This is a genomic window from Desulfonatronum parangueonense, assembly GCF_054656975.1.
This window is the reverse complement of record NZ_BAAHXH010000003.1, coordinates 4016345-4032594: the sequence shown is the minus strand read 5'-3', so window position 1 is coordinate 4032594 and position 16250 is coordinate 4016345. Positions and strand designations below refer to the sequence as shown.

The following is a 16250-nucleotide window of genomic DNA, read 5'->3' as shown; positions in this document are numbered from 1 at the left end:
AGACTTACGCGGAAGTCCTGGCGATCAAGTCACATTCATCGACAATGATTTCAAAAAAGGAGGTCAACTGAACCAGATCCAGTGTTTTCAAGACCACGTCGCTGGGCTGATAAAGGCAGCAGCCTCCGCCTTTCTGGTGCATCTTGTTGTTCATAAAAACAAGGAAACCGATGCCCGAACTGTCCAGAAAGGTAACCTGACTCAGGTCGCAGATCAGCATTGAGCCTTCACCCATTTCCAGAAGGCGGTCTTCGACTGCTCGCTTCATTTTCTGGGTAACTTCGTAGGTGATCTGTCCGGAAAAGACCAACTTGCTCCATGCGCCAAAGGATTCGAACCGCATCTCAGCCATTTATCCTCCAATATGAGTTCAGGACTCGACTTTCCCCAGTTGAACCCGGAGCGCGCTGACGTCGTCGCGGATGTCCGGCGTACTCGCACAGCCAAGATCCCGAAAAATGTCGTCCAGCACGTGGTCCGAACGCCCCACGAAGGAGGCCGCCTGGTTCCAGAACCGTTCCAGGCCCAGAACTTCACCCGGCGCGACTTCCCACTCGTAACAACCATCGGTAAAGAGAAAAAGAACGCTCTCGGCTTCAAGAGAAACCTCTGCTGTTTGCGCACAACATGCCATGACTCCCAATGCAGGCATGGCCGGACGCAGCCTCAGCGGGGACTCCCCGCGACAAAGCAGCATTCCCGGAGCATGACCGGCATTGACGTAGACCATGGAAGTGAGGTCCGCGCGAATATCCGCGGCAAACAGGGTCACGAAATCACCTTCCTCGCCGACGTACAACCGCAACTGTTCGTTGATCAGTTCGAACAGTCGGCCCAGGCTCTCGTAGTTGCCGGAAAAGCGAACCATGGTCCGGACCATGGACATGATGAACGCCGCCTTGGCGCCGTGGCCGCTGACATCAGCCATGACCACGCGAAAATCCCCGTTGGGCAGGAAAAAGTAGTCGAAATAGTCGCCGCTGGCCTGCGCCGACGGCAGGTACAGGCTCTGGATTTCGATTCCCGGATGTTGCGGACTGGAAGTGGGCAGCAAACGCCGCTGCAGCCTGGCTATTTCCTCAATTTCCCGGGACATGGCCGCATTGGCCTCCCGCAGGCTGCGGGTCAGCCTGACCTGGCGCTCCGCCACCCGGACCCGGGCCAGGAGTTCCAGCGCATCAAAAGGCTTCACCAGGTAGTCGTTGGCGCCGAGATGCAGTGCCTCGGACTTTTGCTCCGAAGTGTCATCGGACGTCAGGACCAGGATGAACAGATCCTGGTCGCCGAGAACCCGGCGCACATGCCGGATCACCTCCAGACCGTCCATGCGGGGCATGTTCATGTCCAGCAGACAGATTTCCGGACGCGCCTCCTGGTACGCCTCCACGGCCTCCACCCCGTCGCGACAGGTCAGGATCTGGTAGTGATCACGAAGGATCTCCTCAAGATAGTTGCGAACCGTCATGGAGTCGTCCACAACCATGACGCTGATCGGGGTTGCATCGATATGCACGGCGGGCATGGATGTCCTTGAGTAACTATTCAGCATACGTTCTTCTCCGGTAACCAGAATCGGGATCGGGGTCGGAATCGGAGTCGGAACGACAACAACGGATGCTCTTCCACATGACTTTGCTTCAATACCGATCCCGATTCCGAGCCAAACGGCAACAGCATGAGTACAGCTGAGTAGTTACGTCCTTGGAAGGGTGTTCATGTTCACAATGTTTGGGAATCCCACCACAGGGTCAACGGACCCCAGTTGTGGAGGATGACGTCCATCTCATGGCCGAAGGACCCGGTTTGCACCCGGCCCGGAATCAGGCTTTCCAGCTCCATGGCAAAGGCGTCGAAAAGCCGAGCTGCACGTTGCGGTTCGGCGGCATCGTGCAGGGAAGGCCGGCGTCCCTTGCGGCAGTCGGCATGCAGGGTGAACTGCGAAACCGCCAAAACCTGTCCGCCCACATCCGCCACGCTCAGATCCAGCCTGTCCGCCTCGTTGGGAAAGATGCGGACCTGCACCAGCTTGCGGGCCATCCGGGAGAGCAAAGCTCCCGCGGCCGGCGTCTCCTCGTCCTCCTGCCCGAAACCGACCAGGACCAGGATGCCCTGATCAATGGCGGCCACCACTTGGCTGCGGACTTCCACCCGCGCGAATTTCACCCGCTGCAGCACCAGGCGCACGTCAGTCCTCCATGTAGATGGCCACGGAATTGGGGCCTTCGGCAACGGAAACGCTGTGCATGGTCACCTCCGGCCCTGCTGGATCCGACGGACCGGACGGACCGGGCAGCAGCGCCTGGAGACGCTGATATATGTACCTGGCGATATTTTCCGAGGACGGATTGATTTGGCTGAATTCCGGCATTTCGTTCAAATTGCAATGATCCAGCTCGGCCAGGACGGTTTTGAGCAGGGTCTTGAGTTCCTTGAAATCCATGACAATGCCCAGTTCCGGCTGCAAACGCCGGCCCTGGACCTGAACCTGGACCGCGAAATTGTGCCCGTGCAGACACTCGCATTTTCCCTGATAATGTCGCAACTGATGGGCGGAACTGAAATGATCGGCAACCATCAACCGCCAGAGCCCGTTACCCATGACAATGCATCTCCCTGAAGTAATTAAAATTATCTTTCGCAATCGAAATCGCAATCGGTATCGAAATCGGTATCGAAGTCATGTCATCTTCAACCGGCCGATTACGATTTCGATTTCGATTTCGAAAGTGAAACATCATCATGACAGCATTCGAACAAAAATTAACAGACCAGGATGGTCCGGCTGAGGGTTACGATTGTCCCGCGCTGTGCCAGGCGGTGACGTCCTTCCAGAACTGCGGGCATGGCAGAACCTGATGTTGCGGGCCAAGTTGCAATGTGCACCGGCAGTCGGGCAGGTCCAGGACCACGCGGACCGGAGTCTGTCCCGGGTGTTTCTGGAACAGGTTTTTCAACGCCGACACATCCTCCCGGCTCAGATCGTCCCGCTCGATCCGCAGGTGCACCGGCTGGTCGCTGCGGGAGCAGGCTTCGCTCAGCGGGCTGACCTGCACCACTTCCAGCTTGAGTTGCTGGGGAACGTTTTCCGCGCCGTTGCCGTCCATCCGGCCCTCATAGTCGCTGATTCGGGCTTCCATCAGCAGCGGCCGGTCGCCGTGAAACAATTCCTTGGCCGGAGCGTACACGTCGCCGAAGGCCGTGGCCTCGGCCATGCCGGTCAGGTCCTCGATCTGGCAGAAGGCCATCTTGTCCCCTCTGCGGGTCATGAATTCCTTGACCCCGGTCACCAGCACCGCCAGGCGGATCTCGCTCTTCTTGGGCAGATCCTGGCAGTCCGCGAGGGTTCGCAACCCCAGCCGCGCGGCCTCTTCCCGAAAAGGGCGCAAGGGGTTGCTGGTCAGGAAAAAGCCCAGGGCTTCCTTTTCATACCGGGATTTTTCCTCATCGCTCCATTCCAGTCCCGGATCATCCGGCCCCAGATCCATCCCGCAATCCGGCGCCATGCCGGACCCGTTCTCACCGCCGGGCACACAGGCGAAAAGAGACATCTGGGACCGTTTTTTCTCCTTGGCCTTCTTCTGGGCCGCGGCCATGGCCGTGTCCAGACCGGCCAGCAACCGGCCCCGGCTGGGGTGGATCGAGTCAAACGCTCCGCTCTTGATCAGGTATTCGAGGGCACGCTTAGTTACCTTGCGGGTATTCACCCGCTGGCACAGGTCGGATACGCTCCGGTAGGGCCCCTGGCTTCGGCCCTGGATGATCTCCCGGATGGCCTCCTCGCCCACGTTCTTCACCCCGGACAGGCCGAAGCGGATCTTGTCCTCCTGCACGCTGAACCGGGCCTGGCTGTGATTGACGTCCGGAGGCAGGATGGAAATGTCCATATCGCCGCAGTCGTTCAGGTACCGCAAAATCTTGTCCGCGTTGTCCACTTCCGAACTGATCAACGCGGCCATGAACTCCACGGGATAATGAGCCTTGAGATAGGCGGTCTGGTAGGAGATCAGGGCGTAGGCTGCGCTGTGGGACTTGTTGAATCCGTACCCGGCGAACTTCTCCATCAGGTCGAAAATCTGGGCGGCCTTGGCTTCGGGCAGCTTGTTGGACTTGACCCCCTGCATGAACCGGGAGCGCTGCTGGGCCATGACCTGGGGATCCTTCTTGCCCATGGCCCGGCGCAGGATGTCCGCCTCGCCCAGGGAATAGGCGGCCAGGTCCGAGGCGATTTTCATCACCTGCTCCTGGTAGAGGATCACGCCGTAGGTTTCCTTGAGGATCGTTTCCAGCTCGGGCAGCAGATATTCCACGGGGGTCTGGCCGTGCTTGCAGCGGATGAAGGTGGCCACCATCCCGCTTTCCAGCGGTCCCGGCCGGTACAGGGCCAACAGCGCAATGACGTCCTCGAAGCAGGAAGGCTTCAGATCCGTGAGCACCCGGCGCATGCCCGAACTTTCCAGCTGGAATATGCCTTCGGTGCGGCCCTCGCAAAGCAGGTCGAAGGTTTGCTGGTCGTCCAGAGGCAGATGGGCCATGTCCGGCGCGGGCTTGCCGCCCTCGCGGACCAGATCCACGGCATCCTGGATCACGGTCAAGGTCTTCAAGCCCAGAAAGTCGAACTTGATCAGACCGACGCTCTCCACGCACTTCATGTCCCACTGGGTGACCGTCTCCTTCTTCTTGCCCAGACACAGCGGAACATGCTCCACCATGGGCCGGTCCGAGAGCACCACCCCGGCGGCATGAGTGGAGGCGTGCCGGGCCAGACCTTCCAGGCGCAGGGAGGTGTCGATCAGCCGCCCCACAGTGGGGTCCTCATCGGCCAGCTTGCGCAGGTCCGGCTCCTGCTCCAGGGCCTTGGCAATGGTCATGCCCAGGGAGCCGGGAACCATTTTGGCGATCTTGTCCGTCTCGGACGGCTTCAACCCCAGAGCCCGCCCCACGTCGCGCACCGCGGCCCGAGCCTTCATCCGGCCGAAGGTGATGATCTGGGCCACATTGTTTTGGCCGTACTTCTCGGCAACGTAGCGCAGCACTTCCTCGCGCCGGGTAAAGCAAAAGTCCACGTCGATGTCCGGCAGGCTGACCCGCTCGGCGTTCAGGAACCGCTCGAACAGCAGGTTGTAGGGGATGGGATCGAGATCCGTGATCCGCAGGGCGTAGGCCACCAGGCTGCCCGCGGCGGAACCGCGCCCGGGACCCACGGGAATGTTTTGAGCCTTGGCCCAGTTGATGAAGTCCTGCACAATCAGGAAATAGCCGGCAAATCCCTTGGAGCAGATCACGTCCAGCTCCGTGGCCAGACGCTCATCGTAGACCTGCCGCGCCGCGCCGGGCTTGATCTTCGCCAGCCGCTCCTCCAGTCCCGTGTGAGCCGCCCGGCGCAGCTCCTCTTCCAGCGTCATCCCCGGAGGCAGGCTGTAGGCCGGAAAATGAGGCTTGTTGAAGGTCAGCTCCAGATTGCAGGCCGCGGCGATCTCCGCCGTGGCCGCCAGGGCCTGAGGGCAGTCCGCGAAGGCCGCCTCCATTTCCTCGGGGCTGCGGTAATAGAGTTCCCGGGTATCGAAACGCATTCGCTTCCCATCCGTCTCACAGGCATTGGTCTGGATGCAGAGCAGAATGTCGTGGGCGTTCACGTCGTCGGCGCCCAGGTAGTGGCAATCGTTGGTCGCCACCAGAGGCAGCCTGGTCGCTTCGGCCAGTTCCCGCAGCCGTTCGTTGAGGACGAGCTGATCTGCCAGGCCGTTGGCCTGCATTTCCAGGTAAAACCGGCCTGGAAAGAGTTCGGCGTAGAACCGGGCCGTTTCAAGGCCCACGTCAAAGCCTTCCTGCATCAGCCTGTACGGAACTTCGCCCTTGAGACAGGCTGACAGCGCGATCAGTCCCTCCGAACACTGCGCCAGAAGCTCCCGGTCCACCCGCGGTTTGTAGTGAAACCCCTCCAGGTGTCCCTGGGAGACAAGACGGATCAGGTTTCGGTAGCCGGTTTCGTTCTGGGCCAGCAGGACCAGGTGATACCCGGCCTGGGAAGCCGAACGGGCGTCCCGGTCCAGCCGGCTGGCCCGGGCCACGTAGACCTCGCAGCCGATGATCGGCTTCAGCCCGAAGGATTTGGCCGTTTTATAAAAATGGATGGCCCCGTACAGATTGCCGTGGTCCGTGATGGCCGCGGCGCCGAGGCCGAAATCCTTGGCCCGGGCGCACAGCTCCTTGATCCGAATGGCGCCGTCCAGCAGGCTGTACTCGGTATGGCAGTGAAGATGAACAAAGTCTGACATAAAGACGGGGGAAGAGGTGGGTGATCTTGCGAAACGGAAGACGCCCCGCGACCGGCTCATGGACTCTCATGTTACGAGGCCGACGAAGGAGTTTCGGTCCGGGCAAAACAGGGTTAACCGGCCGGAGGACAAATCCGACCTGGAGAACCGCGCGTCAAGCATTGCCAGAAGCAGCCCCGATAGATATATATTAATGTTTTAGAACAATCAAAACCGCATCGGATCGGGTTTGCTTCATTCTCAAGCCCGTGAACAATGCAGGATTTGGAAAAAATCGGCAAGAACAACTTCAGAGTCATGAACAAGAACCTGGGAATCTCCACTTGAGCCCCTGGACGTGCCCTTTCCCACCCGGAGAGCATGCCGCCCTGCTCGCCTCGGCGCAATGCCTGGCCATCGATGCGCCGGACCGGCAATGGAACATCTATCGTCCCGCCGATCTTGAGGAATTATGGCAACAAATGGGCGAAGCCGATTTCGGCCCAGATGAACGTATTCCCTACTGGGTCGAGCTGTGGCCGTCCAGCCTGCTGCTTGTGGAATGGCTGGCCTCCAATGCCGCGATGATCCAGGGCAGGACCTGCCTGGACGTAGGATGCGGCCTGGGACTGAGCGCCTGCACGGCTTCTTCCGTCGGTGCGCGGGTAGTGGGCTTGGATTATGCGTTGGAAGCATTATATTATGCAGGAGTGAACGCTCGCGAGAACCAGGTACCGGAGCCGCTCTGGGTCCAGATGGACTGGCGCTTTCCCGGTTTCAGAAAGCATGGTTTTGATTTTATCTGGGGCGGGGACATCTTCTATGAAAAACGGTTTGCCGAGCCCCTGATCAGCATGTTTGAGCATGTCCTGACCCCGGGAGGACGCATCTGGCTGGCCGAGCCCGAACGCAGCGTCTCTTCCGGAGCGTGGCACATGTTGCGGGAATCAGGTTGGAATGTTCACCGCGCGGCGCAAAAGGCCGTGCCCACTGAAGGGTACGTCGTCAACATCAACATTTGGGAAGCACAAAAAAATCTTTGAGGTGAAATATGGGTAAGACAATTCGTTTCGGCGTATCCCTTGATTCGGATCTGCTGGAAAAATTTGACGTTCTTTGTGATGAGCGCTCCTATCAAACGCGCTCGGAGGCCATTCGGGATCTGATCAGAAACATGCTGATCCAGAAGGAATGGGAAGATCTCGGAGGAGAAACGGCCGGCACCCTGACCATCGTCTATGATCACCATCATAGCGATCTGGCCCAAAAGCTCACGGAACTGCAACACGATTATCTGGACATTATCGTGGCCTCCATGCACGTTCATCTGGACCACAGCAACTGCATGGAAATCCTGGTGCTGCGCGGCACCGGCGAAAAACTCCGGGAACTGGGCGCTAAAATGACCTCCACCAAGGGCGTCAAGCACGGCACCCTGAACCTGACCACCACCGGCAAGAATCTTGAATAACTTGAATTACCGGATGCAAGACGTCCAGAACGACCCGGCTTCGGTTCCGGTGGACATCGACCGGGTCGGCATCAGGCATGTTCATTTTCCCTTGATGGTTCTGGACCGGGCCCAGGGCCGGCAGCACACCGCGGCCCAGGTGGAGATGGGGGTCGATCTGCCGGCCTGTTTCAAGGGCACGCACATGAGCCGATTCGTGGAAGCCCTGCAGGACTGGTCCGGGATTCTGGATTATGCCAATCTGAAACATCTCCTGAACGACGTCCAGGCCCGACTTGATGCCCAGCGGGCCTGGATCAGCTTCAGCTTTCCTTTTTTTCTGGAACGGGCGGCCCCTGCCAGCGGCAGCAAGGCCAGGATGGACTATCACTGCCGCGTTGCCGGAGAATTCCAGGGCAGCCGTCTGCTTTTCAGTCTGGAGGTGGAGGTGCCGGTGATGACCGTCTGCCCCTGTTCCCTGGCCATCTGCGACCAGGGCGCACACAGCCAGCGGGCCGTGGTCCGCGTACAAACCAGGAACAAGGGGCTGATCTGGCTGGAAGACTTGATCGAGCTGGCCCAGGAATCCGCTTCCTCGCCGGTGTATGCCCTGCTCAAGCGCGAGGACGAGAAGCTGGTCATCGACAATGCCTTCAAGCGGCCCTGCTTCGTGGAGGATGTGGTGCGCAACGTCTCCCATGAACTGGAAAAGCTGACGCAGCTCCTCTGGTACCGAGTCGAGGTGGAAAGCCAGGAATCCATCCACAACCACAGCGCCTACGCCTGCATCGAACGAACCTTGGCCGGAGATAGCCTGAAATAAGTTCAATTCGAAAAAAATAGTGCGCATGCTCATTTTCCCAATCGAAATCGAAATCGAAATCGGAAAAACAAACAGATGATGAAAAAAACGATTTCGATTGCGATTGCGATTGCGATTTCGATTGCTTTTCAATTGCTATTGCGATTGCGATTGTGGTAACGATTTCGATCCCGATATCAATGCCAAGTTGATTCAAATCCTATCTTTCTGAAAGCAAACTGGAATCGTGGCAAGGAGTTGATCATGAATATTTCTCACAACATCCAGGCTCTGCACGCCATCGGCTTGTCCCGGCAGGTCGGGGCGAACAATGTCGCGAATATGAACACGCCGGGATTCAAGGCCTCCCGCCTCTCCCTGGAGACCGGGCCGGAAGGAATGGGCGTTCGCCCTCAGGCCATCGAGCAGGACCCGACGCCCGGCCCCCTGGTTCCGGCCCTGAAAGGCGTCCCGGATGAAGACGGAAACCTCACCACGGTCTGGGGAATGGCCGAAGGCAGCAACACCCAACTGATCACCGAAATGGTCAACTCCATCCGCGATGAGCAGGCCTTCAAGGCCAACGTGTCCATGGTCCGCACCTGGGATGAACTGACCGGAACGGTACTGGACATGCGTGCGTGAATGATTTCAGTTCCCGGGATGAACCCCGCGTCATCCTGGAAAACCTGACTTCCGACCAGGCGGATCAGTTTGCCCTGGTCCTCTCCTCGGCCGACATCGACTACCGTTTTCGCCGATCCCGCTGGGGCTGGTCCCTGGAGGTCGCGGAATTCGACGCAGCCCGGGCCATGACCCAGATCGAGCAGTACCTCCGGGAAAACCCCGACGCAACGGGTTCCTTCTCCATTCCCACTCTTCCTGTTCAGCCGGCTCCGCCCACCATGACCGGCTTGGCCGCGGCCCTGCTGCTGCTGGCCTGCCACATCGCCACCAGCCGGGACGGCGCGCACCAGAACATCATCCTGGAAGCCGGAGCCCATGCCGCACGCATTCTCGAAGGGGAATACTGGCGCACAATCACCGCCCTGACCCTGCATGCCGACTCCCGCCACCTGGCTGGAAACATGCTCGGCATTGCCGTGTTCGGGACGTTCCTCTGCCGCCGGGTTGGAGTGGGCGCGGCTTGGCTGCTGATCCTACTGGCCGGGGCCGGGGGCAATCTGGTCAATGCCTGGCTGCACCAGAGCGGCTTCCTGTCCATCGGTGCCTCCACGGCGGTTTTCGGAGCCGTTGGCCTGCTCGGAGGCGTTCGTGTCTTTCCCGCCGAAGGCTCGGACGACAACCGGCCGAGGTCCTGGATTCTCCCCCTGGGCGCGGCCCTGGGCCTGCTGGCAATGCTCGGCAGCGACGTGCAGACCGACATCGGCGCGCACCTCATGGGGTGCCTGGCCGGTTTCTGCCTGGGCATCGGATATACGGTCCTTGGCCCCCGTGACCTCAGTGAAACCCGGCAAAATCACCTTCTCCTTCTCACCCTGGCCATCCTCGCCGCATCCTGGTGGCGGGCATTGACAGGAGGTTGGACTTAGACTGTGATCTTCGGAGAGGCATGGCCATCTCGCTGGTGCCCACCAAGACGACGGAACCTTCCTCGACAATCACTCGTTGAATTCCTCGAAAAATTCTCGAAACAACCCTTACCAATCAGATAAAGAAGGAGAGCGTCATGCATTGCAAGATCATCGCTACCCTGGGCCCGGCCTCATTGGATTACGAAGTGATGAAGGCCATGGTGCAGTACGGGGTGCGGATTTTTCGATTGAACTTCTCCCATGCCGATGCCAAGTTTTTCGTTCCGGCCATGGAAATGATCCGCCGGGTGGAGGCGGAGTTGGACATGCCGTTGACGGCCATGGGCGATCTGTGCGGACCCAAGGTCCGCATCGGCGAGGTGGAAGGCTCACCGCTGCAGGTGAACAAGGGCGGCCATGTGCTTCTGGGACCGCTGGAGCGCAAGGAGTCCGGCAAGACCCCGTTCATCAGCCTGGAAATCCCTCTCCTGCTCCAGGGGCTGCAGGTGGGCATGCCGGTCAATCTCAGCGACGGCATGCTGCAATTCAAGGTTTCCCGCGTCATCGTGGAAAACGAGCTCTATGAACTGGAAGCCCAGAACGCCGGATACCTCTCGTCCCACAAGGGCATCTCCTTTCCCGGCAAAAGCCACCCCATCAAGGCGCTCACGGAAAAAGACCGCAAGGACGTCCGCGAAGCCCTGGAGATCGGCATCGACGCCCTGGCCCTGTCCTTTGTTCAGGACGCCTCGGACGTGGCGGACCTGCAGGAACTGATCCGCGATCTGGGAACCTGGGTTCCGGTAATCGCCAAGCTGGAGCGTCAGAATGCCGTGGAGAATCTGGAGGCCATCCTGGCCCTGGCCGACGGGGTGATGGTCGCCCGGGGCGATCTGGGCCTGGAGTGCCCTCTCTCGGCCCTGCCCGTGATCCAGAAAAGGATCATTCGGGCTTGTCGGCACGCCCAGAAACCGGCCATCGTCGCCACCCAGATGCTTTTATCCATGGTCAAGAACCCCGTCCCCACCCGGGCCGAATGCACCGACGTGGCCAACGCCATCATGGACGGCGCGGACTGCATCATGCTGTCCGAGGAAACCGCCATCGGCAACTATCCGGTGGAAACGGTGCGCAACATGAACGACATCGCCCGGGAAGCGGAACAGTATTATCTGGAACGTCTGGGTGAGCCCTATTTTCCGAAAAAAGAGAAAAATCCCGGCAAGTATCTGGCCTACGCCGCCTGTCTGCTGGCGGAAAACGCCGAGAGCAAGGCCCTGGTCTGCCACTCAACGTCGGGCATCACCGCCCGAATGCTCTCCTCCCGTCGGCCGGCGCGGCCCATCTATGCCCTGACCACCAACGAGAGAGTGATGCGTGCGCTGAATTTCGTCTGGGGAGTGCATCCTCGCCTGGTGGACGCGGAGCCGGAAAGCCACATGGCCCGGGCCGCCGGGTTCATCCAGCGCTTCGAAGATTTCAAGCCCGCCGACTGCCTGATCATCACCTCCGGCCAGAAAACACCGGGACAAAAGGACATTTCGACGAATCAGATCAAGATCTATATCAAGTGACGTCAACTCATCAGGCATTTTACATGAAAGACGTAACTACTCAGCTCATCTGAGCAAAATCGGACTGGATACCGGCCTTCGCCGGTATGACTGAACTTGGAAAGGACTTGGTACGATATGTCATTCCGGCGAAAGCCGGAATCCAGTACAGGTTAATGACCAAACACGGATGTGCTGAGTAACTACTCAGCAACCTAATGCCGTTGCCGAGTTTGGCTCGGAATCGGAGTCGGTATCGGTATCGGGGTCGGTATCGGAAGCCATGTATAGGGGCATTCCGTGTTTTCGAAGCCGATTCCGATTCCGACCCCGGTACCGATTACCGTAGAAAGAACGTGTGCTGAGTAGTTATTGTGCTGAATAGTCAGAAATAATGGGGGTTTTATGCAGCCTGGTCACCAACCGAATCGGCTTGCAAAAGAAAGCAGCCACTATCTGCTCCAGCACGCCCGCAACCCGGTGAACTGGTTTGCCTGGGGCGAGGAGGCCTTTGAACGCGCCCGGTCCGAAGACAAGCCGATCCTGTTGTCCATCGGCTATTCCACCTGCCACTGGTGCCATGTCATGGAGCGGGAGTGCTTCGAGGATCAGGCCGTGGCCGATCTGATGAACCGGCATCTGATCAGCATCAAGGTGGACCGGGAGGAGCGTCCGGACATCGACCAGGTCTACATGAGCGCCTGCCATGTTCTCGGGCAGCGCGGGGGATGGCCCCTGACCGTGTTCATGGGCCCGGATGGCCGTCCCTTCTTCATCGCAACCTATATCCCCCGCGAATCCGGCTTCGGGCGCATGGGCATGCTGGACCTGATTCCCCGGGTCGCGGAAGTCTGGAACAGCCAGCGCAAGGACGTTCTGGCCACCGGCATTCAGCTTGAAGAGGCCCTGCGAGCCGCCCAGGAGCAGGAGTCCATGGCCGGAGACCCTGATCCGGAACAGGCGGCGCATCAGGCGTACAACTTCTTTGCCCAGCGCTTCGATTCCGATCACGGCGGCTTTGGAACAGCGCCCAAATTTCCGTCCCCGCACAACCTGCTCTTCCTTCTCCAGTACGCCCGCGAGCACAATGTCCCCCAGGCCCAGGCAATGGTGGAAACCACCCTTGAGCGAATGCGCCTGGGCGGGCTGTTCGATCATGTCGGATTCGGATTCCATCGCTACTCCACCGACGTCAAATGGCTGCTGCCTCACTTTGAGAAGATGCTCTACGATCAGGCCATGCTGCTGATGGCGTATACCGAGGCCTGGAGAGCCGGCGGCGATCCGCTGTGCCGGCGTGTGGTCGCGGAAATCATTGATTATGTCGTGGATCAACTGGCTACGGAAGAAGGCGGTTTCGGCAGCGGTCAGGATGCGGACAGCGAAGGGGAGGAAGGCCGGTTCTATGTCTGGACGCGGGATGAATTGCTTGCCGTTCTCGGCCCCGAGGACGGCGAATGGGTCTGCCGCAAGTTCCAGATCCAGCCCGGCGGCAATTTCCAGGAGGAAGCCACGGGCAAGTACACCGGCGCGAACATTCTCCACCTTGACCAGGACATGACCGATCCTGTGGAGCAGGAACGCTGGGCCGTGCTGCGCATCCGCCTGAAGATGGCCCGGGAAGAACGTCCTCATCCTCTCACGGATGACGGCGTGCTCGCGGATTGGAACGGGCTGCTCATGGCTGCCCTGGCCAAAGCCGGCGCGGTGTTCGATCAACAAGGTTGGCTGGAAACCGCCCGCGGCTGCGCAGAGCTGGTGCTGACCGTGATGCGCGACGACAAGGGACGAATCCGGCACCGTCTTCGAACCGTTGCCGCGGACCAGCCCGCCGGCGCACCGGATTCGTCACATCCGACACCAGCAAGTAGTCCCACACGCCATCCGGCAAGCCAACCTACACGCTATTTGGCCGCGCAGGGTTTTCTGGAGGACCAGGCCTTCGTGGTCTGGGGCCTGCTGGAACTGTACGAAGCGGACCAGAATCCGCGGTGGCTCAATGCCGCGGAGGAGATCACCAGGGCTCAGTTGCGTGATTTCGGTGACGAGGCCAATGGGGGCTTCTTTCTCACCGCCCGGGACGCCGAGCCGCTGCTGTTTCGGCCAAAACAGGCCGCCGAAGGCGCCCTGCCCTCCGGCAACGCCGTCAGCGCCGCCAACCTGCTGCGGCTGGCCACGTTGACCGGCAACCAGGACTATGCAACCCAGGCCCACAAAGCCGCCCACGCCTTCGGCAACCTGATCAACACCCAACCCCACGCCTGCACCCACTGGCTGACAGCCCTCTCTTACGGCCAACATCCTGCAAAGTAATGAACCGCCCGCTAGGCTTAAGACACCAAGGACGCAAAGGGGTAAACACTTTTTGAAAGCAGGGAAAGGACTGCTTTCCAAAAGGTTTGCCTCTTCCCGCGGAGAAAAAATTTTTCTTGGAGTCCCCTGCGCCTTAAGCGAAGCGGGCGGGTAACTACTCAGCTCATCCAAGAATAATTCGGACTGGATACCGGCTTTCGCCAGTATGACTGACTTCAAACGACAGTGAAATGTTATGTCATTCCGGCGAACGCCGGAATCCAGTGCTGGAGAATCGTCACGTCCCGTATGTGCTGAATAGTTACGCGGGCGGTTCATTTACCATCCTCAGTCAAACTTCACGACATAAAATTCCAATTCGTACTTGACTTTGCGTCAGTTTGTTGACACGAGATTCCATATTTTGTACGCGGCACCAAAGGGCACATTTCGATACTGCGGCTCCCGCGGAATCGCCACGAAACATGGATATCAACGATGGAACAAACCAGATGAGAATCCGCACCGGAACCGACTGTAACCCTGGATTTTTTCTCCCCAGCCGTCCGAAAACCATAAATTCCTTTCCTTGCGCCATGAAACTGCTTCCCGGACTGATCAGGAGTTTTTCATGACGAACATCGATCGAAACGGAATCATCGGCCAGAGCCAGTGTCTGCAACAGGTTTTCACCGTCCTCGCCAAGGTTTCCCCCACGGACAGCACCGTGCTGGTTACCGGAGAATCCGGCACCGGAAAGGAACTGGTGGTCCGGGCCCTGCACGCCAACAGCAGGCGCAAGGGCAAGCCCTTCGTACCCGTGAACTGCGGCGCCATTCCCAGGGACCTGCTGGAATCGGAACTCTTCGGCCATGAAAAAGGCGCATTTACCCATGCCATCCGCACCAGGACAGGCCGCTTTGAAATGGCGGACGGAGGCACCATCTTCCTGGATGAAATCGGTGAACTGGATCTGCCCCTGCAGGTGAAAATCCTGCGCGTGATTCAGGAAAAGGAATTCGAGCGTGTCGGCGCCACCTCGACCACCAGGGTCGATGTCCGCATTGTGGCCGCCACCAACAGGGATCTGGAAGAAGAAGTGGCCCAGGGCCGGTTCCGCGAAGACCTCTTCTACCGCCTGAACGTCATTCCCATCCACCTCCCTCCGCTGCGCGAACGCGAAGACGACATCATCCTGCTCGGCAAGCACTTCCTGAATGTTTTTTGCACTCAGAAGCAGCGCCCCTTGCTCCGCTTGTCCCACAAGGTCCAGGACCTGCTGACCCTCTATCCCTGGCCGGGCAACGTTCGTGAACTGGAAAACTTCATGGAGCGAATCTCCATCCTCTGCGAGAACGAGGATGTCATGCCCGCGGATCTCCCGGCCAAAATCCTCCAGGTCGTCGGCATGGACGACGTTCCCGAACGCATCGTACGGAAGAACACCCACGGCTTTGAATGGCCCACGCTGAGCGACCTGCGGGCCCGGGATCAAGGGCTGAAGGATTTCATGGATGAGATTGAGGAGCGGCTGCTCCTTGAGGCATTGCAGGAAAGCAGCGGAGTCAAAAATCAGGCGGCGGAACTGCTGGGAATCAAGCGCACCACCCTGATCGAGAAACTGAAGAAACGCCATATCAACTTGTAATTTTACATTATAACACCACACTCCATCCTGTCCGTCCTTGCAAGCATGGTTCTTGCTTCGGGGTTTCAATAGTTCCGAAGACGCGGCAGCCAACGCCCTGCAATCTGAGTCAGTCACCTCCGCCAAAGAGGACTGCCCCGCAAGGAATCGGCAATCCTTATGGAAGCAACTCTTTCCCCGCTTTCCAAAATGTTTTCCTTGGCGAACCTGGCGCTTTGAATGAGTCGGGGCGGTTCAAGTTGTAACGGCTCAGCACTTTTATGACAAAACTTGGATTGTTCCGGCTTGTCTCGTTTTTTTGGCATCGCCTGTCTGACTGAGCCAGGATTCGTTCATCGAACCATTGCCCAACGCCTGAAGCGCCAATGGGTGGTTATTCGAGCGATAGTTCGATGTTACGAAGCCGACAAAGGAGTTGCGAGGCCGGAAAATAGAGACAGCCGGAACGCAGCTGAATAGTTACTTCAATTGTATCTATTCAGCAAAATCCGCGAAAAAGATCTGGATACCGGCGTTCGCCGGTATGACTGTATAGATGCAGCTTGCCACGATAAGTCATTCCGGCGAACGCCGGAATCCAGTGCAGTTGAATGACCACCCTCCGGATGAACTGAATAGTTTACCTTCAATTTTAGAAAACTCTACTTGTAACTATTCAGTTCATCCTAGAAAAATCGGACTGGATACCGGTCTTCGCCGGTATGACTTAACTTGGA

Annotated in this window: 13 protein-coding genes; 8 read left to right on the top strand and 5 right to left on the bottom strand. The window is 58.7% G+C overall.

Features of this window, described 5'->3' with window-relative positions; all coding sequences use genetic code 11:
• Positions 1-4: 4 nt before the first annotated feature.
• From ACYQ15_RS18060 to dnaE, 5 genes are all read right to left on the bottom strand, one after another.
• Positions 5-352: an STAS domain-containing protein gene (locus ACYQ15_RS18060; protein WP_459938887.1), complete on the bottom strand. Its 348-nt coding sequence runs from the start codon at positions 350-352 to the stop codon at positions 5-7.
• An 18-nt stretch (positions 353-370) separates the two neighbouring features.
• Complete coding sequence (locus tag ACYQ15_RS18055) at positions 371-1549, bottom strand: PP2C family protein-serine/threonine phosphatase (protein WP_459938886.1); 1179 nt, start codon at positions 1547-1549, stop codon at positions 371-373.
• Positions 1550-1719: 170 nt separating this feature from the next.
• The gene (gene dtd / locus ACYQ15_RS18050) at positions 1720-2184 is read right to left on the bottom strand and encodes a D-aminoacyl-tRNA deacylase (RefSeq protein ID WP_459938885.1); all 465 of its coding nucleotides are present in this window, start codon (positions 2182-2184) and stop codon (positions 1720-1722) included.
• Between the two features lies 1 nt (position 2185).
• Entirely contained in the window at positions 2186-2599 is a 414-nt protein-coding gene (queD, locus tag ACYQ15_RS18045) for a 6-carboxytetrahydropterin synthase QueD (RefSeq protein WP_459938884.1), read from the bottom strand.
• A 190-nt stretch (positions 2600-2789) separates the two neighbouring features.
• Positions 2790-6275 carry a DNA polymerase III subunit alpha gene (dnaE, locus tag ACYQ15_RS18040; RefSeq protein ID WP_459939617.1) on the bottom strand — a complete coding sequence of 1162 codons (3486 nt, stop codon included), beginning with the start codon at positions 6273-6275 and terminating at the stop codon, positions 2790-2792.
• Between the two features lie 323 nt (positions 6276-6598).
• Between dnaE and ACYQ15_RS18035 the strand changes: the two genes are divergently transcribed.
• From ACYQ15_RS18035 to ACYQ15_RS18000, 8 genes are all read left to right on the top strand, one after another.
• A complete protein-coding gene (locus tag ACYQ15_RS18035; RefSeq protein ID WP_459938883.1) occupies positions 6599-7297 on the top strand; it encodes a class I SAM-dependent methyltransferase in 699 nt (232 codons plus the stop codon).
• An 8-nt stretch (positions 7298-7305) separates the two neighbouring features.
• A complete protein-coding gene (gene nikR / locus ACYQ15_RS18030) occupies positions 7306-7725 on the top strand; it encodes a nickel-responsive transcriptional regulator NikR (RefSeq protein ID WP_459938882.1) in 420 nt (139 codons plus the stop codon).
• Between the two features lie 13 nt (positions 7726-7738).
• Positions 7739-8527: a GTP cyclohydrolase FolE2 gene (gene folE2 / locus ACYQ15_RS18025; RefSeq protein WP_459939616.1), complete on the top strand. Its 789-nt coding sequence runs from the start codon at positions 7739-7741 to the stop codon at positions 8525-8527.
• 243 nt (positions 8528-8770) lie between these two features.
• Positions 8771-9151, top strand: a complete 381-nt coding sequence (locus tag ACYQ15_RS18020) for a flagellar basal body rod C-terminal domain-containing protein (protein ID WP_459938881.1) — start codon at positions 8771-8773, stop codon at positions 9149-9151.
• Positions 9148-10059 carry a rhomboid family intramembrane serine protease gene (locus ACYQ15_RS18015; protein WP_459938880.1) on the top strand — a complete coding sequence of 304 codons (912 nt, stop codon included), beginning with the start codon at positions 9148-9150 and terminating at the stop codon, positions 10057-10059. Before ACYQ15_RS18020 ends, ACYQ15_RS18015 begins: the two co-directional genes overlap by 4 nt.
• Before the next feature lie 137 nt (positions 10060-10196).
• Positions 10197-11615 (top strand): pyruvate kinase, encoded by a 1419-nt coding sequence (pyk, locus tag ACYQ15_RS18010; protein ID WP_459938879.1) that lies wholly within the window; start codon positions 10197-10199, stop codon positions 11613-11615.
• Positions 11616-11999: 384 nt separating this feature from the next.
• Positions 12000-13907 (top strand): thioredoxin domain-containing protein, encoded by a 1908-nt coding sequence (locus tag ACYQ15_RS18005; RefSeq protein ID WP_459938878.1) that lies wholly within the window; start codon positions 12000-12002, stop codon positions 13905-13907.
• 610 nt (positions 13908-14517) lie between these two features.
• The gene (locus ACYQ15_RS18000) at positions 14518-15534 is read left to right on the top strand and encodes a sigma-54 interaction domain-containing protein (RefSeq protein ID WP_459938877.1); all 1017 of its coding nucleotides are present in this window, start codon (positions 14518-14520) and stop codon (positions 15532-15534) included.
• Positions 15535-16250 lie beyond the last annotated feature (716 nt).